The organism is Streptomyces sp. NPDC001492 (assembly GCF_053597275.1).
The window spans coordinates 38,143-58,892 of sequence record NZ_JBSFHW010000053.1; the positions used below are offsets into that span (position 1 = coordinate 38,143).

At 69.3% G+C, this 20,750-nt stretch carries 19 protein-coding genes and 2 pseudogenes; 14 read left to right on the forward strand and 7 right to left on the reverse strand.

Translation table 11 applies throughout. The features are described 5' to 3' along the window. Positions 1-132 precede the first annotated feature (132 nt). The 4 genes and pseudogenes from ACWC1K_RS42755 to ACWC1K_RS42770 all read right to left on the reverse strand — a co-directional run bounded on the left by ACWC1K_RS42755 (position 133) and on the right by ACWC1K_RS42770 (position 3,447). A pseudogene (locus ACWC1K_RS42755) lies at positions 133-1,585 on the reverse strand (UvrD-helicase domain-containing protein). Between the two features lie 78 nt (positions 1,586-1,663). Next, positions 1,664-2,134, reverse strand: coding sequence for a hypothetical protein (locus ACWC1K_RS42760; RefSeq protein ID WP_450838776.1), 471 nt, complete (start codon positions 2,132-2,134; stop codon positions 1,664-1,666). Beyond that, on the reverse strand, positions 2,131-3,012 hold the full coding sequence (locus tag ACWC1K_RS42765) for a DUF6083 domain-containing protein (protein ID WP_450838777.1): 882 nt from the start codon (positions 3,010-3,012) through the stop codon (positions 2,131-2,133). The genes ACWC1K_RS42760 and ACWC1K_RS42765 overlap by 4 nt, the downstream gene beginning before the upstream one ends. 162 nt (positions 3,013-3,174) lie before the next feature. Continuing rightward, on the reverse strand, positions 3,175-3,447 hold the full coding sequence (locus tag ACWC1K_RS42770; RefSeq protein ID WP_450838779.1) for a helix-turn-helix transcriptional regulator: 273 nt from the start codon (positions 3,445-3,447) through the stop codon (positions 3,175-3,177). A 277-nt stretch (positions 3,448-3,724) separates the two neighbouring features. Here ACWC1K_RS42770 and ACWC1K_RS42775 point away from each other — a divergent pair, with 277 nt between their 5' ends. Together ACWC1K_RS42775 and ACWC1K_RS42780 are read left to right on the forward strand one after the other, a co-directional pair. After that, positions 3,725-4,282, forward strand: coding sequence for a hypothetical protein (locus tag ACWC1K_RS42775; RefSeq protein ID WP_450838781.1), 558 nt, complete (start codon positions 3,725-3,727; stop codon positions 4,280-4,282). Then, positions 4,282-4,449 carry a hypothetical protein gene (locus ACWC1K_RS42780; protein ID WP_450838782.1) on the forward strand — a complete coding sequence of 56 codons (168 nt, stop codon included), beginning with the start codon at positions 4,282-4,284 and terminating at the stop codon, positions 4,447-4,449. Before ACWC1K_RS42775 ends, ACWC1K_RS42780 begins: the two co-directional genes overlap by 1 nt. Positions 4,450-4,523: 74 nt before the next feature. On the opposite strand, the gene ACWC1K_RS42785 is transcribed toward ACWC1K_RS42780, so the two are convergent. Beyond that, on the reverse strand, positions 4,524-5,534 hold the full coding sequence (locus ACWC1K_RS42785) for a sugar ABC transporter substrate-binding protein (RefSeq protein WP_450838784.1): 1,011 nt from the start codon (positions 5,532-5,534) through the stop codon (positions 4,524-4,526). A 277-nt stretch (positions 5,535-5,811) separates the two neighbouring features. Between ACWC1K_RS42785 and ACWC1K_RS42790 the strand changes: the two genes are divergently transcribed. From ACWC1K_RS42790 to ACWC1K_RS42845, 12 genes are all read left to right on the forward strand, one after another. Further along, on the forward strand, positions 5,812-6,849 hold the full coding sequence (locus ACWC1K_RS42790) for a LacI family DNA-binding transcriptional regulator (protein WP_450838786.1): 1,038 nt from the start codon (positions 5,812-5,814) through the stop codon (positions 6,847-6,849). A 517-nt stretch (positions 6,850-7,366) separates the two neighbouring features. Then, positions 7,367-8,458 carry a sugar ABC transporter substrate-binding protein gene (locus tag ACWC1K_RS42795; RefSeq protein WP_450838787.1) on the forward strand — a complete coding sequence of 364 codons (1,092 nt, stop codon included), beginning with the start codon at positions 7,367-7,369 and terminating at the stop codon, positions 8,456-8,458. A gap of 106 nt (positions 8,459-8,564) precedes the next feature. Next, entirely contained in the window at positions 8,565-9,650 is a 1,086-nt protein-coding gene (locus ACWC1K_RS42800) for an ABC transporter permease (protein ID WP_450838789.1), read from the forward strand. 5 nt (positions 9,651-9,655) lie between these two features. After that, complete coding sequence (locus ACWC1K_RS42805) at positions 9,656-10,450, forward strand: ATP-binding cassette domain-containing protein (RefSeq protein WP_141208644.1); 795 nt, start codon at positions 9,656-9,658, stop codon at positions 10,448-10,450. 60 nt (positions 10,451-10,510) lie between these two features. Further along, positions 10,511-11,485: a 5-dehydro-2-deoxygluconokinase gene (gene iolC / locus ACWC1K_RS42810; RefSeq protein WP_450838790.1), complete on the forward strand. Its 975-nt coding sequence runs from the start codon at positions 10,511-10,513 to the stop codon at positions 11,483-11,485. A 7-nt stretch (positions 11,486-11,492) separates the two neighbouring features. Beyond that, positions 11,493-12,362, forward strand: coding sequence for a Cgl0159 family (beta/alpha)8-fold protein (locus tag ACWC1K_RS42815; RefSeq protein ID WP_450838816.1), 870 nt, complete (start codon positions 11,493-11,495; stop codon positions 12,360-12,362). Next, positions 12,359-13,228 carry a 5-deoxy-glucuronate isomerase gene (iolB, locus tag ACWC1K_RS42820; protein WP_450838791.1) on the forward strand — a complete coding sequence of 290 codons (870 nt, stop codon included), beginning with the start codon at positions 12,359-12,361 and terminating at the stop codon, positions 13,226-13,228. The genes ACWC1K_RS42815 and iolB overlap by 4 nt, the downstream gene beginning before the upstream one ends. Beyond that, complete coding sequence (gene iolD, locus ACWC1K_RS42825; protein WP_450838793.1) at positions 13,225-15,102, forward strand: 3D-(3,5/4)-trihydroxycyclohexane-1,2-dione acylhydrolase (decyclizing); 1,878 nt, start codon at positions 13,225-13,227, stop codon at positions 15,100-15,102. Before iolB ends, iolD begins: the two co-directional genes overlap by 4 nt. Before the next feature lie 13 nt (positions 15,103-15,115). After that, on the forward strand, positions 15,116-16,606 hold the full coding sequence (locus tag ACWC1K_RS42830; RefSeq protein ID WP_450838795.1) for a CoA-acylating methylmalonate-semialdehyde dehydrogenase: 1,491 nt from the start codon (positions 15,116-15,118) through the stop codon (positions 16,604-16,606). 36 nt (positions 16,607-16,642) lie between these two features. Beyond that, a complete protein-coding gene (locus ACWC1K_RS42835; protein WP_450838797.1) occupies positions 16,643-17,836 on the forward strand; it encodes a Gfo/Idh/MocA family protein in 1,194 nt (397 codons plus the stop codon). Positions 17,837-17,864: 28 nt separating this feature from the next. Beyond that, the gene (locus tag ACWC1K_RS42840) at positions 17,865-18,863 is read left to right on the forward strand and encodes a sugar phosphate isomerase/epimerase family protein (protein ID WP_450838799.1); all 999 of its coding nucleotides are present in this window, start codon (positions 17,865-17,867) and stop codon (positions 18,861-18,863) included. Positions 18,864-18,895: 32 nt separating this feature from the next. Next, entirely contained in the window at positions 18,896-19,786 is an 891-nt protein-coding gene (locus tag ACWC1K_RS42845; RefSeq protein WP_450838801.1) for a sugar phosphate isomerase/epimerase family protein, read from the forward strand. 228 nt (positions 19,787-20,014) lie between these two features. On the opposite strand, the pseudogene ACWC1K_RS42850 reads toward ACWC1K_RS42845, so the two are convergent. Together ACWC1K_RS42850 and ACWC1K_RS42855 are read right to left on the reverse strand one after the other, a co-directional pair. Then, positions 20,015-20,382: pseudogene (locus ACWC1K_RS42850) on the reverse strand (transposase); the annotation flags it as partial. Beyond that, positions 20,363-20,596 carry a hypothetical protein gene (locus tag ACWC1K_RS42855; protein ID WP_450838803.1) on the reverse strand — a complete coding sequence of 78 codons (234 nt, stop codon included), beginning with the start codon at positions 20,594-20,596 and terminating at the stop codon, positions 20,363-20,365. The gene ACWC1K_RS42855 and the pseudogene ACWC1K_RS42850, both read right to left, overlap by 20 nt. Positions 20,597-20,750: the final 154 nt, after the last annotated feature.

Sequence of the window (20,750 nt, forward strand, 5' to 3'; positions counted from 1 at the left end):
AGCGAGAGGTTGAGTGTGCTGCACAAGGCTTGCGAGATGACCGAGTCGACTGGCTAGGCCACCACTCGGCTGCCCTGGTCGTGGACGGGCTGGCGAACTGGCTGGCCCTCCATGTCTGCGGCGTCAATCACTCTAGTTCTCCTGAGGGGTGGCGTTCCATGCCAGGCCGCCGAGGTCGAGTTGGTGGCGGGCACGAGTGACGGCGACGTAGGCGAGACGGGCGTCCGTGCCGTTTACTTCCGGGGCTTGGTCGGCCGCGCTCCTGCCGGAGTTGGGGTCCTTCGGCTGAGGGAAGTCGTTGCCGATCCTGACGGCCGGCCATTCGCGGCCTTTGGCTTTGTGGGCGGTGGAGACGGTGACGTCTGCGTGTGCTTCCTCGGTGAGGTCGGACACAGCAGCGAGGATGGCGTCGGGACCATGGGTGTCGACGAGGTCTACGAAGGGCTGCAGGTCGCAGCCGGCCGGATCGTAGGCGGCGTAGTCCTGCAAGTCGCCCCAGGACGCGAACAGCACCAGCTCGGGGTGATGAGTTCGGCGCCCTTCCTTCATGTCGCGTGCGGCAGAGGCGAGTTGGGCCAGCTGCTGGCCGCCCCGGGTGAGGGCGACGCGGTGTCCTTCGCCGAGTAGCCGCATGACCTCTGTCATGGCGCCGATGTTGGTGCGGCACAGCACGGCGTCGGGGTGGTCCACGCTGCTGACCTCTGCGGGAACGCTGGTGGTGCCCGTCAGCCGGATGGGGGCGTCAGCGAGCGCGAGCCAGCGGTTGGCCTCGTCGGCGATCTGTGGTCCGAAGCGGAACGAGCGGGTGAGGGTGAGCTGTTCGGCGTCGAAGCCGGTCATCACGTCGGTTGCGCCTCGCCATCCGTAGATGGCTTGGGCGGAGTCGCCGACCATGACGAGCTGGGCATGGTCGCGCTGTGCGGTGAACACCTGCTCCAGGACCGGGTTGGTGTCCTGGGCCTCGTCGAGGAAGAGGAAGTCGGCCTCGATCTTCGGGCTGGTCAGCGCCCACATCTTGAGGTAGTGGTCGTGTTCGAAGCGGACGATGCCGTGGTCGGGGCGCTGAAGGTCTGCCCAGGCTTTGGCGGCGAAGGGGAGTACGAGTTCGGCGAACTGCCGGTGGGCGGCGGGGGCGTCGAGGCCGCGCAGGCGCGGCACGTGGTGGCTGGTCAGTGTGCTGTCGGCGGAGTGGCAGAAGCGGGTGACGGTGCGCAGCACGTTGTGGGACAGGGTTCTTGGGCTGATCTCGTGGTCTGCGATCCGTACGGGGCGGAGGATGCCGAGGGATTGTCCGGTCTTCCAGGCTGGCTGGCGGGGGCTGTTGAGTCGGTCGGCATAGCGGTGTCCGAGTGCGGCGAAGGCGGTGGCGTGGGCGGTCCGGCACTGCACCGTGGACGGGAAGCGGGCCGCGGCGTCCTGCGCGATGTCCTTGTTGAAGGCCAGGTAGCGTCCCCGGCGTTTGGTGCCGGCGGCGAGCATGCAGGGTACTGGTCTTCCCGGTTCCGGCTCCGGCCTGCAGTGCTAGGTGCCGTCCGGCGCGGAAGGTGTCCGCCGCGTGGACCTGTTCGTGGGTGGGGGTGGGCAACGTGGGCTCCGTGGGATGGGAACGGCCGGAACGAGGCGCAGCGGGTGGCTGCGTCGGGCCGGGGAGGCGACGGCGGGCTCAGCGTGGCAGACGTACCTGCAGAAGGCGGCCTGCGGCGCAGGCCAGAACTTCTTCCAGGGGGTGGTGGGTGAGCAGGCGCGGTATCTGCGATTCGAGGCGGTGGCGCCGCTGGCGTTGCTCGTGCGCGAGATAGGCCGTGATTCGTTCGGCCAGGACGTCCCCGGCGCGCTGGCCAAGCGCGGCCGCCTCCTCGCGGATCTGCGCGTCGGCGCGGCGGCTGAGGGCGACGTTGAGCACATGGCCCTGGCGGTCGGGATAGTGCGTGGTCAGCACGTCGATCGGCAGGACCGTGTCCAGGCGGCGGCGCAGGCGGTGCAGGGCGCGGCCCGCGCTCCTGCCGCGCTGCAACGTCATCAGCCGAGTGCGGTCTGCGTTCGCGGCGAACGTCACCCGGTGGCGGGCCTGGTGAACTTTTCGAACGGTGGCGGGCCGCGTCAGGACGATCTCGACGGCGTGCCGATGCGTCACGACCAGACCCGCCGGGGTGCGTGGCCGCCGGGGCGGCGCCCGTGCGTGGGCAGGCGGGTGTGGATGTGCTCGTGGTGGCGGAGCGGGTCGAAGGGTTCCCAGTCCGCGCCGGCTAGGTCACCGGCGGTCGACACTGTGGCATGGTCCCGGCACCGTTGGGTGCGCCAGCGCAGCTGTTCCTGGTGCGGCAGTGCGGAAAGGCTGTAGACGGCCATGACATCCGACGGCAGTGCGAGCTGACCGTGGTGCACGGTCACGGGTACCACGGTCCACACCCCGTGCAACCCGCCGGGGCCGAGGACCTCGGCCGTACAGCGGGTTCGGCGCCGGGTCTGGGCGACGCACTGGATCTCATCGACGGGGCGGGAGGCCAGGTAACGGACGAACAGCAGCTGCACGACGGGCCGGGCCGGACGGCAGACGGCCTCGCCCGGCGGCGGGCCGCCTGCCAGTGTGGCAGGTGGAGCGAGGACTCCGGTGTCCAGCAGACGTCGGGTGCACAGGGCGAGAGTCCGGCGCAGGCCGGACAGCTGCGGCGCGGCCGTCGGAACCGGGCGGGCTGGGCACAGCAGATCGTGTGCCAGCCGGCACCAGCTGCTCCCGTCGCCCGCGGGATGGGCGATGCCGCGGCTGACGTGCCAGCGGCAGGACTCCGGCACCCCGGCCACCGGCAGTTCGTGCGGATGGAGCCGCACCAGCCGGTCGTCGGCCCCCGGGTAACACTCGACCGGATTGCCGCATTCGCGACAGGACGTGGTCTGGCCGCATCGCAGCAACCGGCTGGCACTGTCGGGGGCGATACGCAGGGACCGCCGCTGGGGCGCGCTCGCGCGGCTGCCGTCCCAGCGCCGCGCGGAAGGAGAAGGAGAGGAGCACATGCGGGCGAACCTGCCAGCCGACACGCCCCGCCTGCGGTACGCGACCCTGATGATCCCCCGGGCAGAGCAGAACGGGGCGACAACAGTGCGAACGCTTGCTCGCGTATTCGATGGGGCGTTGCCGGATCGAGTGAATCGCCGCCGACGCTGGACGGGCCCGTATCAGCTGTCGGAGCTGTCGTCGGTGCCGGGGAGGCCGTGCTCGTGGCAGAGGGTGGCGAAGAGCTCGTCGAGCGGTGTGTCCAGGGCGTGTGCGAGGGCGTGCCATGTCTTGAGGGTGCCGACGGTGCGGCCCTGCTCGATCTCGATCACAGTGCGCCTGCCCAGGCCGCTGCGGGAGGCGAGCTCGTCGTAGCTCCACCCGCGCTCAGCCCGCAGACGCCCGAGCTCCAGTCGGAGGGCGTCGAGGTGCGGATCGGAAGGCAAGATCGTCACCCGACCATCCGACGGTGCAGACTCCTGCCCTGTCAGTCATGAACGCGGCTGCCGTTGGCATCGCCGTCACCGCGGGTGTGCGGGGCCCATCCGCCTGCTCCTGGCTTGCGAACGCGGCGGCCGTGTCTGGCGCCTCGCCGACACCTGCGGCGCCTGCGCCGCGGCAACCGCCCAGGCCGCCGTCGTGCCCGACACCGTGCTGGCCGCACCCTTCCACCCGCCTTCCACGCGGCCGCGAAGTCCCAGGCCCAGCCGGGGGCCGGGGGAGCGTGTCCGCGTGAGCGAGATCCTCAGCTACCTGGCCGCGGCCCTGCCCGCGGACGTGTCCGCCGGGGCGAGGCTCCTCGCCCTGCAGTGCGCCCTTCGTATGAACGCGTACCTGCACGTCGAACTCCGCGCAGGCCTGCTGCGCAGCCTTCGCATCGACGCGGTGCGGGCCTGCCACGAGTTGGAACAGGCGCGGTGGGCGAGCATGGTGAACGCTCCCGGAGCGGTCGGGGTTGCTGCGGAGCTTCGCGATGCCACGCTGCTCGCCCAGTCACCGGCCCGCCCCGACCGGCGGCGCGCGGCCGACTGGGCATTGCGCACCGGGTGCCCAGCACGGATCGGTGGGGCAGAGCCGCAGCTGCGACTGTCGGGCGTTTATCTCGCGGCGCGCAGCGATCCGTTCTCGGGAGAGGGATTGAGTGAATGCGACCGGATCATCCGTGATTGTGGCCTGCGCGATCAAGGGTTCCACGGCGTGCTCAGCCGTCTGACGGCGAACGGCGTTCTGGAAGAGTGGCGGATCGGCCCGGATTCAGGCGACGTGCACTGGACGCTGGCGCCGGGGTGATGACCGGCAGCCCCGAAGAACTCCGCTATGCCAAACCGCACCGCCGGCGCCGCCCACTGCTGGACATCCTCACCGCCCTGGCGATCCGCCTCGCCGACGCAGTCAACGCGGACAAGTTCCAAGCCGGCAGCTTGAACATCCGCGACCTTCTGCCCCTTGGAGCCTGAGCCTGAGCCTGTCCGCGCCTGCCAGCGCCGACACGGATCGCAGACAAAGCTCGCCCGTCACGGGCACACCGCACTCAGCGCGTACCTTTGGCCGCGAAGGAAGCGACGGAGTGGATGTTGGCCTTGTCGACGAAGGCAGGACCGGTCAGGACCGGCTCCTCGCCGCCGCCCATGTAGTTGCCGTTGGTCTTGTACAGCCACAGCGAGTCGACCGCCAAGTAACCCTGTAGGTAAGGCTGCTGGTCCACGGCGAATTGGATGGCCCCCTTCTCGACGGCCGCCACCAGTTCCTTGTTGAGGTCGAACGTGGCGACTTTGGCCTTGCTGCCTGACTCGGAGACCGACTGCACCGCCGTCAGCGCGAAAGGGGCCCCCAGCGTGACGACGTAGTCGATGGAGCGGTCCTGGGCGAGCTTCGCCTCGATGGTGGATTTCACCGAAGGCATGTCGGTGCCGTTGACGTAGAGGATGTCCGTCCTGCCGCGGAAGGTCTTCTTCACGCCCGCGCAACGCTGTTCGAGATTCACGTCGCCCTGGGCCTGGATGACACACAGGGCGTGCCCGGCGCCGGCGCTGTTCAGGCGGGTCCCCAGGGCCTGGCCGGAGACCGACTCGTCCTGACCGAAGAACTCCAGCAGGCCTTGTTCCTTCCAGGCCGACAGCCCTGCGTTGAAGCCGACTACCGGGATGCCGGCCCGCTCCGCCTTAGCGACCACACCCTTCATCGCGTCCGGCTTGGCCAGAGTGACCGCGATGCCGTCGACTTTCTGGTCGATCGCGTTCTGCATCAGGGCGGCCTGATCGGACGCCGTCTCGTCGTTGGAGTAGATCAGCTTGATGTTGTCCTTGGCGGCCGCGGCCTCGGCGCCTTTGCGGACGGTGTCCCAGAAAGTGTCACCGGACGGCGCATGGGTGACCATCGCCACCGTCATACGGGGCGTGTCGGCCTTCCCGGCCGAAGCCTGGGCGGCGGACTGCTCTGCCTTCTTGCCGCCGGATGCGCTGGAGCAGCCAGCAAGCACCAGAGCTGCCGCGGCCACGGCCGGTGCCACTCTGCGGAGGCAACGTGCGGGGAAGTGGTTCATGGTGCTTGCACCTCACTGTGCGGGGCGGAGAGGCGAGGATCGGGGGCGTCAGGGCGGCCGTCGCGGCTCACAGCCCGTTCCGGTTCGTGGCCGCTGAACGGCGACAGTGGCCTGCCGTGGGCATATGGGCCTCGCCTTCAGGCGCCCGGTGCGCTGTGGTCGTGGCGTGTGCGGCTACGTCACCGTTCCACCAATTAAAACGCTTTAAACACTGCTACCATCAACAGCGCCACTGGCATGCGTCAAGGGTATGACCCCAAACCCATCAGGAGGTGACGTGGGCGACTTCGAGACCGCCGGCCCCGCCGGCGGCAACGGCGCATCCCCTCGTCCCAGACTGGAGGACGTCGCCGCGCGGGTGGGTCTCTCCACCGCCTCGGTCTCTCTGGTGCTGCGCGGTGTCCCCGGACCCAGCGAGCGCACCCGCCAGCGCGTCCTGAAGGCCGCGGCCGACCTCGGCTATCGCCCGGACCGCACCGCCAGCGCACTGGCCAGTCGCCGCAGCAGGCTCCTCGGCGTGGTGATCGACATCCACAGTCCGTTCCACGCGGAACTCGTCGAGCATCTGCACACGGCAGCCGAGGAGATCGGGTACGACCTCGTCCTGAGCACCCGGACCCGGACCCGGACCGAGAGCACCGCGATCGAGACGCTCCTGGCCTTCCGGTGCGAGGCGCTCATCCTGCTCGGCTCGGAGTCCGCCGACGCGGAACTCGCCGAACTCGCCCGCCGTGCCCCGGTCATCTCCCTGGGCCGCCGGATCATCAAGGCAGGCCTGGACGTCGTGCGCACCGCGGACGACGCCGGGGTCGGCCAGATCGTCGACCATCTGGTGGAGCTCGGTCACCGCTCCATCGCCTACGTCGACGGCGGCAAGGGCGTCATCGTCACTGACCGCCGCCGCGGTTACCGCTCCGCCATGCGCCGCAACTCCCTCGACGCCCACATCAGTGTCCTGCGCGGCGGAAGCACGGAACACGCCGGCGAGCAGGCGGCCCGCCACCTCCTGGAAAGCGGCGACCTGCCGACCGCCGTCGTCGCCTACAACGACCAGTGCGCCATCGGCATGCTCACCGCCTTCCGGCGGGCCGGAGTCGACGTCCCGGGCAAGATCTCCGTCGCCGGCTACGACGACGACACCCTCTCCCGGCTCGCCTCCTTCGACCTCACCACGGTGAGCCAGAACGCCGAGGAACAGGCACGTCAGGCCGTCGCAGCCGCCGTCGAACGCCTGGACGACGGCCGTACCGCCCCTCGGGAGATCGTCCTCACCCCCAGCCTGATCGCGCGCGGCACCACTTCCGAGCCGCGCTGACCCAGGTCTGCCACACCCGGGTCCGCCGCACCCGTCTCTCCGCACGCCGATATACGTGGCCGTTACATCATTCGAGGGGTCACGGAAAGATATCGGGAGTTGAAGGCCGCGCGTCAAGCCCTTGACACATCCCCGAAACGCAAGCATGCTCTGGCCATCGCTTAAAGCGGTTTAAAAGATCCTTGAGCGTGAGGCCTCCGCCGCCCGGCAAGCCTCGTCCACACCCATCTGCCACCGTCCTTGACCTGAGGAAAAACCCCGCAGAGGGGCCAGGCTCGAACGGCAATACGGTCCGTCTCCCCGGGAATTCCTTCGCGGAATTCCGGACGTCCGTATCCCGCCCGTCCACGCCCGCTTTTCTCCGATCGCGCACCGCGACCCCGCATCACGATCGGCACCGCCAGAGCCGCGGCGGCACCGGTTCCCGGCCGCACCGACATCCCGCAGAACCGCCGCCCGATCGTCCCCGGCGCCTCGTCCTCCCCGCGCCGATCGCCACGAAGGAGCACCGCAGCACATGGAACGCACTCCTACCCGCCGGCCTCACGGCCGCCGTCTTCCCCGCAGACTGCTGGCCACGGTCGGCCTGTTCACCCTTGCCGCCTCCGCACTGACCGCCTGCGCCAGCGGCAAGGCGACCGGCGACGACGCGGGCAACGCGACAGCGTCTGCCGCGGCCGGTGCGGACTCGGGCGCAAAGAGCAACGGCAAGGTCTCCATCTACGTGATCGGCGGCAAGGCCGACGACCCGTTCTGGTCCGCCGTCAAGCGCGGTGGTGAGGACGCAGCGAAGCTGGTCAAGGCCGGCGGCGGCTCGGTCACCTTCCTCGGCCCTCAGAACTACGACAACCTCGGCCCCGATGCCGCCAAGTTGACCCAGACCGCGCTCTCCCAGAACCCCTCGGCGATCGTCGTCCCTGACTGGGTCCCGGACAGCCAGGACGCGGCGATCAAGCAGGCCGTGGCCAAGGGCGTCAAGGTCTTCGTCTACAACTCGGGCGGCGTCGAGGCGGCGCAGCGTACCGGCGGCCTCAAGTACATCGGCTCCGACGACTACGAGGCCGGCAAGGCCGGCGGCGTGAAGTTCGCCGAGTCCGGCGCCAAGAACATCCTGTGCGTCAACACCGTGCCGGGCGCGGCCAATTCGGAGGCCCGGTGCAAGGGCATCGCCGACGGCGCCAAGAGCAAGGGCGCCAGCTCCAAGCAACTGCCGCTGCCCTCCTCGAACTTCGGCAACCCCTCCGCCGTCACCCAGGCCATCAAGGGCGCGCTGCTCAAGGACAGCAGCGTCGACGCCCTGGTCACCATCGGCGTCCAGGACGCGGACAGCGCCGCCTCCGCGATCGACCAGGCCAAGGTGGGCGACAAGGTCAAGCTCGGCACCTTCGACCTGTCGACGAGCCAGCTCAACCGGGTCAAGGCCGGCAAGCAGCTGTTCGCCATCGACCAACAGCCCTACCTGCAGGGCTTCTACGCCGTCTCCATAGCCAACCAGTACCTCTCCTACGGCGTGATCCCGCCCCAGAACCCCCTTCTGACCGGACCGCTCCTGGTCACCTCCGACAACGTCGCCGCAGCCATCGCAGGTACCGCGGCCGGCGTCCGCTGAGCGCCTCGGGCGCCGGGTCCACACCGCCGAGCACCCGGCACGGACCCGGTGCCCGAGGCCCCCGCTCACAACCCCATCCGAGATTCACGAAGGTGACACCAGACCGATGACTTCCTCTCTTCCCGACACGGCCGCCCGCACGGCCGAGACGACGGCCGGGTCGGCACCCGACGTCCCCGCACCCAAGCGCACCGAAAGCCCCCTGGGCCAGCTGCGGCACCGCCCGGAGGCGGGCGCACTCATCGGAACGATCAGTGTCTTCGTCTTCTTCGCGATCTTCGGCGGTGAGAAGTTCCTGGCCGCGGCGGGCGCGGCGAGCTGGCTGAACATCGCCGCCGAGCTCGGCATCATCGCCATCCCCGTCGGACTGCTGATGATCGCCGGCGAACTCGACGTCTCCGTGGGCTCGGTCCTCGCCGGCTCCTCGATGACCCTGGCGATCGTCTCCGGCCACTGGGGCGCGCCGATGATCGTCGGCATCGTCCTGGCCCTCGGCCTCGGCCTGCTGGTCGGCCTGCTCAATGGCATCATCGTCACCAGCACCAACGTCCCGTCCCTGGTCGTCACGCTGGCGACGATGGCCGGCATCGCGGGTCTGACCCTGGGCCTGTCCCGCGTCGCGACCGGCACCACGAGTGTGGCGATCAGCCCCGACCCGTTCTCCAAGTCGGTGTTCGGGCAGCTGATCGGCGGGCAGTTCGAGGTGGCGATCTTCTGGTGGATCGGCATCGCGGTGCTGGTCTCGGTGGTGCTCCAGATGATGCCGTACGGCAACTGGATCTTCGCGATCGGCGGCGACAAGGAGAGCGCCCGCGCCACCGGCATTCCGGTGACGAAGGTGAAGATCGCGCTGTACATGGCCAGCGGCTTCGGCGCCGCACTGGTCGGCGTGATCCAGACCATCCTCTACAACGGCGCCCAGGTCGCCAACGGGCAGTCCTTCGTCTTCAACTCCATCATCGCCGTCGTCATCGGCGGCGTGCTCCTCACCGGCGGCTACGGCTCCGTGGTCGGCATCGCGCTGGGCACGCTGACCTTCGCCATCGTCAACCAGGGCATCTACTACACCGGCTGGAACTCCGACTGGGCCAGCCTCATCCTCGGCGTCCTCATCCTCACCGCCGTGCTGATGAACAACACCTTCCGCCGCCTGGCCCTGTCCTACAAGCCCCGTTCCGCGAAGAAGGCCTGACCCCCATGACGACCACACCCCTGCTCCGGCTCACCGACGTCAGCAAGTCCTTCCTCGGCACCAACGCCCTCCAGGACATATCCCTCGAAGTGGAAGCCGGCAAGGTCCTCTGCCTGCTCGGCGACAACGGCGCCGGCAAGTCCACCCTCATCAAGATCCTCTCCGGCTTCCACAAGCCCACCAGCGGCACCATCGAGATCAACGGCGAACGCGTCGAGTTCGACAGCCCCCGCGACGCCAGCACCCAGGGCATCGCCACCGTCCACCAGTTCGGTGGCACCTTCCCGCTCATGGGCGTCGGCCGCTGCTTCTTCGTCGGCGCCGAACCCACCAAGGGCTTCGGCCCGTTCAAGCTCTTCGACAAGAAGCTGGCCGGCGAGATCGCCGTTCGCGAGATGCAGTCCCTCGGCATCACCCGCGTCACCGACGGCAACCGCCTCGTCGGCGCCCTGTCCGGCGGTGAGCGCCAGGCCCTCGCCATCGCCCGGGCCGTCTACTTCGGCGCCAACGTCCTCATCCTCGACGAACCCACCGCCGCCCTCGGCGTCAAGGAAGCCGCCCACGTCCTGCGGATCATCATGCAGGCCCGCGCCAAGGGTGTCGCCGTCATCCTCGTCACCCACAACGTCCGTCACGCCATGATGGTCGGCGACCACTTCGCCGTCCTCATCCGCGGCCAGAAGGCCGACGACTTCCGCAAGGGTGAACGCACCCGCGAGGAAATCACCGACCTCATGGCCGGCGGCGAAGCCATGGCCGATCTCGAAGCCGAACTCGCCCAACTCCAGGCCGACGCCTGAGCGGGTTTGTTCGACCTCTCTTTAAAGCGCTCTAAAGCAGGATGGGGAAGGAAACCAGCAATGCCGTTCGAAGTGTTGACCATGGGCCGGGTGGGAGTGGATGTGTATCCGCTTCAGACCGGGGTGGGGCTGGCCGAGGTCACCTCTTTCGGCAAGTACCTGGGCGGCAGTCCGACCAATGTCGCGGTCGCCGCCGCCCGCTACGGGCGTACGGCGGCCGTGATCACCAAGACCGGGCGTGACCCGTTCGGGGAGTTCGTGCGCGCGGCGTTGCGCGGATACGGCGTCGATCCCCGCTTCGTCGGTACGTCGGACGTGGCGCCGACACCGGTGACGTTCTGCGAGATCTTCCCGCCGGACGACTTCCCGCTGTACTTCTACCGGCTGCCGAAGGCTCCTGACCTGGACATCCAGCCGGAGGAGCTGGACCTGGAGGCGGTGCGGGAGGCGGCGGTCTTCTGGATCACCGGCACCGGGCTGAGCGAGGAGCCCAGCCGGGCGGCGACGCTGGCCGCACTGGAGCACCGAGCCAAGGCGGGCACGACGGTGTTCGACCTGGACTGGCGGCCGATGTTCTGGACGGACGCGTCCCAGGCGCGCAGCTGGTACGCCGAAGCGCTGCGGCACACCACGGTGGCGGTCGGCAATCTCGAGGAGTGCGAGGTCGCCACCGGCGAACGCGAGCCGTACGCCGCCGCGAAGGCACTGCTCGCAGCCGGCGCCGAACTGGCCGTCGTCAAGCAGGGGCCCCGGGGCGTGCTGGCCATGGACCGCGACGGTACCACCGCCGAGATACCGCCCGTACCGGTGGACGTGGTCAACGGCCTGGGCGCCGGGGACGCGTTCGGCGGGGCGCTCTGCCACGGCCTGCTGTCCCGGTGGGACACACGGCGCACGGTGTCCTTCGCCAACGCCGCCGGCGCGATCGTCGCGGGCCGGCTGGCCTGCTCCGAAGCGATGCCCACCGAAGCCGAAGTCGAACAGAAACTCCAGGAAGCGTCCTGTGCCTCCGTCGCCACTGAACGAAAGGCGTGACCTCGTGCTGTCCGAGAACGTGAGACGGATCGTGTCCGCCCGGGTGAACGATCCCGATGCCGTGGCGACGGCCGCCGCCCGCCGGGTGAAGGCCACCTCGCTGTTCGGCGAACACGGCAAGGCGATGATCATCGCCGCCGACCACCCCGCGCGCGGAGCCACCCGCGTCGGCGGCGACCCCAACGCCATGGCGGACCGTTTCGAGCTGCTGGACCGGCTGTGCACAGCGCTCGAACGCCCCGGGGTGACAGGCGTGTTGGCCACGGCCGACATCCTCGAGGACCTGCTCCTGCTCGGCGTCCTGGACGGCAAGAGCGTGTTCGGTTCGATGAACCGGGCAGGGCTGGCGGGCTCGGTGTTCGAGATCGACGACCGCTTCACCGGCTACGACGCCGAGACGATCGCCTCGATGGGCTTCGACGGCGGCAAGACGCTCACCCGGATCGCGCTGGGCGATCCGGCCACTCCCTCCGTCCTGGCGGACACGGCCAACGCGATCAACGAGCTCAACGACCGTCAGCTCATCGCGATGGTCGAGCCGTTCCTCTCCGTCTGGCAGGACGGGAAGATCCGCAACGACCTCTCCACGGACGCGGTCATCAAGTCGGTCGCCATCGCCTCAGGGCTGGGCCGACGCAGCGCGTACACCTGGCTGAAGCTGCCGGTCGTCGAGGGAATGGAGCGGGTCCTGGCCGCCTCCACCCTGCCGGCACTGCTGCTGGGCGGCGAAGTGAAGGACGCCGAGGCGGCCTTCGCGTCCTGGGGCAAGGCGCTCAGGCAGCCGACCGCGCAGGGGCTGGTCGTGGGGCGCTCCCTGCTCTACCCGGCGGGCGGCGATGTGGCCGGTGCGGTGGACAAGGCGGTGAGCCTGCTGTGAGCAGCAAGTACCACCTGCCGGCCGGGACTTCGTCCGACGGCCCCTACGACGTCCTGGTCACGCCGGAGTCGGCGGGCTGGGGACACTCCGGCCTCAGGATCCTGACCCTGGGGCCGGGCGAGGCACACGCCTTGTCCACCTCGGACTGCGAGTTCCTGGTCCTGCCGCTGACGGGCTCGTGCACCGTCACCACCGACGGCACGGCCTTCCAACTCGAAGGCAGAACAAGCGTGTTCGCCTCGGTCACCGACTTCGCCTACCTCCCCCGCGAGTCGGAGGCCCTCATCAGCAGCGCGCACGGCGGGACGTTCGCGCTGCCCAGCGCCCGTACCGGGCGGAGCTCACTCTCCGCCCGGTACGGGGCCAAGGAGAACGTCCCCGTGGAGCTGCGCGGGGCCGGGGCGTGCTCGCGCCAGGTCAACAACTACTGCCTGCCGGGCACCTTCGACGCCGAGCAGCTGCTGGTGTGCGAGGTGCTCACCCCGGGCGGCAACTGGTCGTCGTACCCGCCGCACAAGCACGACGAGAACCGGCCGGGAGCCGAGTCGGAGCTGGAGGAGATCTACTACTTCCAGGTCGCCGGCGGCGAGAACGGGTTCGGCTACCAGCGGGTGTACGGCACCGAGGACCGGCCCATCGACGTGCTCGCCGAGGTCCGCTCCGGCGACACCGTGCTGATCCCGCACGGCTGGCACGGGCCGTCCGTCGCCGCGCCCGGCTACGACCTCTACTACCTCAACGTCATGGCCGGTCCCGGGCAGGACCGCGCCTGGCTGATCTGCGACGACCCCGCGCACGGCTGGGTGCGCTCGACGTGGGACGCGCAGGACGTCGACGACCGGCTGCCCTTCGGAGCGACCTCATGAACACCGTACGGCTGACCACCGCACAGGCGCTGGTGCGCTTCCTCGCCAACCAGTACAGCGAGCGCGACGGGCAGGAACAGAGGCTGATCCCCGGGATGTGGGGCATCTTCGGACACGGCAACGTGGCCGGCGTCGGGCAGGCCCTGCTGCAGGCCGCGGTCACCCAAGAGGCCGATCTCCCTTACTACTTGGCCCGTAACGAGCAGGGCATGGTGCACGCCTCGGTCGCCTACGCCAAGATGCGCGACCGGCTGGCGACCTTCGCCTGCACCGCCTCGACCGGCCCCGGCTCGACGAACATGATCACGGGCGCGGCGCTGGCCACCACCAACCGGCTTCCGGTGCTGCTGCTGCCGTCCGACATGTTCGCCACGCGGGCCGCCGACCCGGTGCTCCAGCAGCTGGAGGACACACGCGGCGGGGACGTCACCGTCAACGACGCCTTTAGGGCCGTCTCGAAGTACTTCGACCGCGTCTCCCGTCCCGAGCAGCTGATCCCGGCCGCCCTCGCGGCGATGCGGGTGCTGACCGACCCGGTGGAGACCGGCGCCGTCACCCTCGCCCTGCCCCAGGACGTGCAGGCCGAGGCCTATGACTGGCCAGTGTCCTTCTTCCGGCGCCGGGTGTGGCACGTGGGCCGCCCGGTGCCCGAACCGGCCGCCGTCGAGCGTGCCTACGCACTGCTGCGGGGCGCGAGGAGGCCACTGATCGTGGCGGGCGGCGGGGTCGTGTACTCCGGCGCCGAGACCGCGCTGCGCGCCTTCTCGGAGACCACCGGCATCCCGGTCGCCGACACCCACGCCGGCAAGGGCGCGGTGCCGTGGGACCACCCGTACGCGGTCGGCGGCATTGGCTCCACGGGGTCGTACGCGGCGAACGCGCTCGCGAAGGACGCGGACGTGGTGCTGGGCATCGGCACCCGGTACTCCGACTTCACCACCGCCAGCCACACCGTCTTCGGTAACCCGGAGGTCACGTTCGTCAACCTCAACGTGGCCCGCCTGGACGCCGTCAAGCACTCCGCCGAGCCGCTGGTCGCGGACGCCCGCCTCGGCATCGAGGCACTGGCCGAGGCGCTCGACGGCTGGGAGGTGGAGCCTTCGTACCGCGCGAGGATCCGTGAACTCATCGCCCGTACACGGGAGATCGAGGAGGGGTGCTTCACCGTGGGCCATGGTCCGCTCCCCGCCCAGACGGAGATCCTCGGCGCCCTCAACGACGTCCTGGACGACCGCGCGGTGGTCATCAACGCGGCCGGATCCATGCCGGGCGATCTGCAGCAGCTGTGGCGGGCGCGGGATCCGAAGGCCTACCACGTCGAGTACGCCTACTCCTGCATGGGCTACGAGGTGGCCGCCGGCGTCGGCGCGAAGATGGCCGACCCCTCGCGTGAGGTCGTCGTCCTGGTCGGTGACGGCTCCTATCTGATGATGGCTCAGGAGATCGTCACCATGGTCTCCGAGGGTCTGAAGGTCATCATCGTCCTGGTCCAGAACCACGGCTTCGCCTCGATCGGGGCGCTGTCGGAATCGCTCGGCTCGCAGCGCTTCGGCACCAAGTACCGCTACCGGAACGGCAATTCGGGCCACCTCGACGGGGATGTCCTGCCGGTCGACCTCGCCGCCAACGCCTCCTCACTGGGCGCGGACGTCCTGCACGCCACCTCGGTCGACGAGTTCCGCGCGGCAATGGAGAAGGCGAAGGCGGCCACCCGGACGACCGTCGTGCACGTCGAGACCGATCTCTACGGCCCCAACCCGCCCGGCCACGGCTGGTGGGACGTCCCGGTCGGCGAGGTCTCCGCCCTGGAGTCCACCCGCTCCGCGTACGAGACGTACGCCGCCCACAAGCACAACCAGCGTCACTACCTCTAAGGACACCGCTTCCGTGAACACCATTCCCCACTGGATCAACGGCGCACCCGTCTCCGGCACGGACACCCAGGCGGTGTTCAACCCGGCCATCGGCCAGGAACAGGCTCGGGTCGTCCTCGGCGGCTACGCGGAGGTTGACGCCGCCGTCCGGGCCGCCTCCGCCGCGTTCGAGACCTGGTCCGAGTCCTCCCTCACCCAGCGCACCCAGGTGATGTTCGCCTTCCGTCAGCTCCTCGTCGAGCACGAGGAGGAGCTGGGCCGGATCATTTGCGCCGAGCACGGCAAGACCGTCGACGACGCCCGCGGCGAGATCGTGCGCGGCCGTGAGGTCGTCGAGTTCGCCTGCGGCCTCGGTGACGTACTGAAGGGCTCCTTCTCCGACCAGGTCTCGCGCGGCGTGGACGTGCACGACTTCCGTGAGCCGCTCGGTGTCGTCGCCGGCATCACCCCGTTCAACTTCCCGGCGATGGTGCCCCTGTGGATGCATCCCGTCGCCATCGCGACCGGCAACACCTTCGTCCTCAAGCCGTCCGAGCGTGACCCCTCGGCCGCCAACTTCGTCGCCGAGCTGTACCGCAGAGCCGGGTTGCCGGACGGTGTCTTCAACGTCGTCCACGGGGGCAAGCCGGCCGTCGACGCGATCCTGATCCACCCGGGCATCGAGGCCGTCTCCTTCGTCGGCTCCACTCCCATCGCCAAGTACGTCCACGAGCAGGCCACTTCGCACGGCAAGCGGGTCCAGGCCCTCGGCGGCGCCAAGAACCACGCCGTCGTCCTGCCCGACGCCGACCTGGAGTTCGCCGCCAACCACATCACCGCCGGTGCCTACGGTTCGGCCGGCGAGCGCTGCATGGCCGTCTCCGTGGCGGTCGCCGTCGGCGAGGCCGCGGACGGGCTCGTCGAGGTGCTTCAGCGCAAGGCCCGTGAGGTCAAGGTCGGCCCCGGTGACGTGCCCGGCACCGAGATGGGCCCGCTGGTGACCAAGGCCGCCCAGGAGCGAGTGGAGAACGCGGTCGGGACAGCGGCGGCACAGGGCGCCACTGTCGTCGTGGACGGGCGCGGGCTCAAGATCGACGGTCACGAGGACGGCTTCTTCACCGGCCCCTCCCTCCTCGACCACGTCACCACCCAGATGGACGCCTACAAGGAAGAGCTGTTCGGCCCGGTCCTCGCGATCGTGCGGGTCGACACGCTCGACGAGGCCATCGACATCATCAACGCCAACCCCTACGGCAACGGCACCGCCGTCTTCACCGCCTCCGGCGAAGCCGCCCGCCGCTTCCAGCGCCGGGTCAAGGTCGGAATGATCGGCATCAACGTCCCCGTCCCGGTCCCGATGGCCTACTACTCCTTCGGCGGCTGGAAGGACTCCCTCATCGGCGACCACCCCATCCACGGCCCCGAGGGCATCCGCTTCTACACGCGCCCCAAGGTCGTCACCACCCGCTGGCCCCAGCCCAAGCAGCAGGTCGCCGCCGGTTTCACCTTCCCCACCTCCAACTGACATTCCCCCCACCACGACTTTTCGAAGGACAGCTCCATGACCATACCCAAGCCGCTCTCCGTCGCTGTGATCGGAGCCGGTATGGCCGGCCGCAGTCATGCCGCCGGGTACCGCAACGTCAACACCGTCTTCGGCGCCGGTCTGCCGCCGGTACGGCTGGCCGCGATAGCCGATGCCAACGTGGCGCTCGGCGAGGACGCCGCCCGGCGTTACGGCTTCGAGAAGGCACTTCCGAGCTGGGAGGCCGTGGTGGAGGACCCGACCATCGACGCGGTCAGCATCGTCGTCGGCAATGCTCTGCACCGGCCGATCGCCGAGGCGCTGGTCGCCGCCGGGAAGCACGTGCTGTGCGAGAAGCCGCTGGCCGGGTCGCTCGAAGACGCCCGTGCCATGGCCGCGTTGGAGCGCTCCGCCGAGGTGGTGACTGCGGTCGGGTACACCTTCCGCCGTGCGCCCGGCATCGCCGCCATCCGCGACCATGTGCTGCGCGGAGAACTGGGTGACCTCAGCCTGTTCAGCGGACGCTACTGGTGCGACTACGCGACCGACCCGAACGGCCCGCTGAGCTGGCGGTTCAGGGGCGGAGCCGGGTCCGGTGCGCTGGGGGACATCGGCTCGCACATCATCGACGCCGCCGAGTACATCGCCGGCCCGATCGCCTCGGTGTCCGGTGCCGTACTGTCGACGCAGATCACCAAGCGTGCGCTGCCGCTGGGCGCGGTCGTCGGACACAACGCGGCGCCTGTCTCGGACGAGTTCGGCGAGGTCGAGAACGAGGACACCGCGTCCTTCACCGCCCGGTTCGAGTCCGGGCTCGTCGGCAGCTTCTCCGTGACGCGCACCGGGTTCGGGCTGCCGAACGGGCTCGCCTTCGACGTGCTCGGCGTCGGTGGGCGGGCCGCGTTCGACCAGCACCGGCCCGCCGAGTACCTCTTCGACGACGCCCAGCCCGACGCCCGTACCCGGGGCGCCCGGCAGATCATCGCCGGCCCGCAGCTGCCGTACTTCGCGGGCGGCGTCCCGATGGAGGCACCGGGTGTCGGCGCCAGCAACGGCGACAACTTCACCTACCAGGCACGGGCGTTCCTGGACCAGGTCGCCGGGGTCGCAGAGCCGCTGCCGGCATGCGCCACCTTCGCCGACGCGCTGCGGACCATGGAGATCATCCAGGCCGTCGTCGACTCCTCCCGCAGCGGCGGCGCGTCCGTCGCCGTTCCGCCCGCGGCCTGACCTCCTCCTCGACCGAAGGACCTGACCCATGGCTCTCAAGCTCGGCGCCTACACCGCCTGTCTGCACGACCGTCCGCTGACCGAAGCCCTCGACATCCTCAAGGAGAACGGATTGACCTCCGTCGAGGTCAACACCGGCGGCTTCATCCCGTCTCCGCACTGCCCCGTCGATCTGCTGCTGTCCTCGGCCGCCGCGCGCGAGGAGTACCTCTCCACCTTCGCCGACCGGGGCATGGAACTGACCGGCCTGAACTGCAACGGCAACCCGCTCAACCCGCTCCCCGGCGTCGGCCCGAAGCACGCCGACGACCTGCGGCGCACCATCCGGCTGGCCGGACTGCTCGGGATCAGGCACGTGGTCACCATGTCCGGCACGCCGGGCTCCGACCCCGACGCCACGTACCCGTCCTGGGTCGTCAACCCGTGGGACGGCGTCTACATGGACGTCCTCGACTACCAGTGGGGTGTGGCCGTCGAGTTCTGGAAGGAGATCGACGCCCTCGCCCGGGAGAACGACGTCCGGATCGCCGTCGAGATGCACCCGCACAACCTGGTCTTCTCCCCGGTCACCCTCAAGCGGCTGGTCGACGAGGGCGGGCTGACGAACGTCGGCGCCGAGATGGACCCCTCGCATCTGATGTGGCAGGGCATGGACGTCATCGCATGCGTCAAGTGGCTTGGCCCGCTCGTGTTCCACGCCGCGGCCAAGGACGCGACCCTCTGCCCGGGCGCCGACATCCGCGGTGTCCTCGACACCTCGTTCGCCCGTGTGCCGGCCGACGCCCCGGACAAGGTCCCCACCGGGTACGGGTTCTGGTGCAACGCCTGGCCGGAGAACCCGGCGTGGAAGTTCGTCGCCGTCGGCCTCGGTCACGACGTCGCCTACTGGACCGAGTTCCTGCGCGCCCTCGCCGAGATAGACCCGGACATGGCCGTCAACATCGAGCACGAGGACGCCGCCTTCTCCCGTACCGACGGACTCGCCCTGGCGGCGAAGAACCTGCACAGCGCCGCGTCGGCCCTCTGACCACCCTCGCTTCCGATCTCGGAGGACCCCCAGTGAAACTCGCTCTCGATCCGCAGATGTTCTACTCCACGCACTCGGTGCTGGATCTCCCCGACCTGGTGGCCCGTGCCGGCTACTCCTGGATGGAACTCTCGCCCAAGGACGACTTCATCCCCTTCTTCAGCCACCCGCGCGCCGACGACGCCACCGTGGCCAAGCTGCGCAAGCGCGCCGCCGACGCCGGGGTCGGCATCGCCTCCGTCCTGCCGGTGCTGCGCTGGTCAGGGCCGGGCGAGGAGGAGCGGCAGGCCGCGGTACGGGCCTGGAAGCGCGCCATCCGGATGACCGTCGACCTCGGCGTCAACACCATGAACTCCGAGTTCAACGGCCGTCCCGAGGGTGCCGAGTTCGCGGAGAGTCAGTTCCTTCGCTCGATGGACGAGCTGATACCCGTGTTCGAACGCGAGGGCGTCAAGCTCGTCCTGGAACCGCACCCGGACGATTTCATCGAGGATGGTCACGCTGCGGTGAACATGGTGCGCGGCCTGAACCGGGACTGGATCTCGTTCCTGTACTGCACGCCGCACACCTTCCACCAGGGCAACGATGCGACCGGAATCATCACTGCAGCAGCAGAGAAGGTCACCTACGTCCACCTCGCCGACACCCTCGACCACACCGCCTCCAACGGGCTGCGCTACATCGTCAACCCGCCCGGATCGACCGTGCGCGTGCACCAGCATGCCGAAATGGGCCGCGGTGAGGTCGACTTCGACGAGGTGTTCGCCGCGCTCGCCTCGGTCGGATTCGACGGAGTCGTCTCGTCGTGCGTCTTCGGCTGGGAGGAGTACGCCGCCGAGATCAGCGTCCGCCAACGGGAGAAGGCAACCGCACTGATCGACAAGCACTTCGGAGGGGGCAGGCTGGAGACCGAGAAGCAATGATCTCCGATGACCGGCTCCATGCTGTTTCGCACCTGGTAGAGCCCTCCAACGTGCCCGGGAGTGTAGATCTAACGGCGGATCCGACGATCACGGGAGAGACGTCATGTGACTGATACCGGCGTGGAGTCGGAGACTGTCGAGCCTGTCGAGAGTGCCCAGGTGGGGCAGCCTGTGCCTGGGTCCGACGAGCAGGTGGTCGCGATGCTGGTGGAGCGGGCCCGCTCGGATGGTCAGGCCCTTCGCCGTGAGCGAGATGACCATCTCGTCGACTCCGGTCAGGCGCTTCTGTCGCTTCTTGACGATCTTCGGCTCGAAGGACCCGTGGCGGTCGCGGGGCACGGTTATCTCCACCGGGCCGACGTCGGTCAGCACGGTCTTGGAGCCTGTGCCGTTGCGGGAGTTGCCGCTGTTCTTGCCGGCCGGGTCGTGCTTGTCGTAGCCGAGGTGGTCCGTGATCTCGCCTTCCAGGGCGGACTCCAGCAGCCGCTTGGTCAGCTGCTGCAGCAGCCCGTCTTCACCGGTCAGCTGCAGCCCCTCCACCTGGCCCGGTGCACCAGCTCGTCGATCAACTGGACATCAACGGCCTTCGCCGACACCGCACTTGCCGACGGCGTGACACCGGAGAGGCGCGACGTTCAGGCAGGTGAGCTCCAAGGCCGTCGGGTCGTCCTCGGCATCGTTGACGGCGCAGGCAGGCACGGCGTGATGCTGTGGGCCGGCGGCACCGGTCACGATCTTCGCCTCGGTGGTCGTGCTGTCGGAGTTGTGGCGGTGGATGCCGCCGCCGATGCCGAGTGGCCGCAGCTGCATCGGGCGGGGCGTTCCCGCCGGTGGCGGTCCGACCGCAGCTTGCTGCGGCGTCTCGGATGGACGTTCCCCCCTGTCGAGCACTCGTCAACCTCATTGCCAACTTTTTGACAGCAGTCCACTTATTGTCAGGTGTAAACTACTGGCCATGGTAAGT

Excerpts from the sequence above, each read along its gene's own strand:
- iolD (WP_450838793.1), top strand. The coding sequence starts at position 13,225 with ATGAACACCGTACGGCTGACCACCGCACAGGCGCTGGTGCGCTTCCTC.
- ACWC1K_RS42765 (WP_450838777.1), bottom strand. The coding sequence starts at position 3,012 with ATGTGCTCCTCTCCTTCTCCTTCCGCGCGGCGCTGGGACGGCAGCCGC.
- ACWC1K_RS42800 (WP_450838789.1), top strand. The coding sequence starts at position 8,565 with ATGACTTCCTCTCTTCCCGACACGGCCGCCCGCACGGCCGAGACGACG.
- ACWC1K_RS42840 (WP_450838799.1), top strand. The coding sequence starts at position 17,865 with ATGGCTCTCAAGCTCGGCGCCTACACCGCCTGTCTGCACGACCGTCCG.
- ACWC1K_RS42780 (WP_450838782.1), top strand. The coding sequence starts at position 4,282 with ATGACCGGCAGCCCCGAAGAACTCCGCTATGCCAAACCGCACCGCCGG.
- ACWC1K_RS42785 (WP_450838784.1), bottom strand. The coding sequence starts at position 5,534 with ATGAACCACTTCCCCGCACGTTGCCTCCGCAGAGTGGCACCGGCCGTG.
- ACWC1K_RS42795 (WP_450838787.1), top strand. The coding sequence starts at position 7,367 with ATGGAACGCACTCCTACCCGCCGGCCTCACGGCCGCCGTCTTCCCCGC.
- ACWC1K_RS42855 (WP_450838803.1), bottom strand. The coding sequence starts at position 20,596 with ATGCAGCTGCGGCCACTCGGCATCGGCGGCGGCATCCACCGCCACAAC.
- iolC (WP_450838790.1), top strand. The coding sequence starts at position 10,511 with ATGCCGTTCGAAGTGTTGACCATGGGCCGGGTGGGAGTGGATGTGTAT.
- ACWC1K_RS42835 (WP_450838797.1), top strand. The coding sequence starts at position 16,643 with ATGACCATACCCAAGCCGCTCTCCGTCGCTGTGATCGGAGCCGGTATG.
- ACWC1K_RS42805 (WP_141208644.1), top strand. The coding sequence starts at position 9,656 with ATGACGACCACACCCCTGCTCCGGCTCACCGACGTCAGCAAGTCCTTC.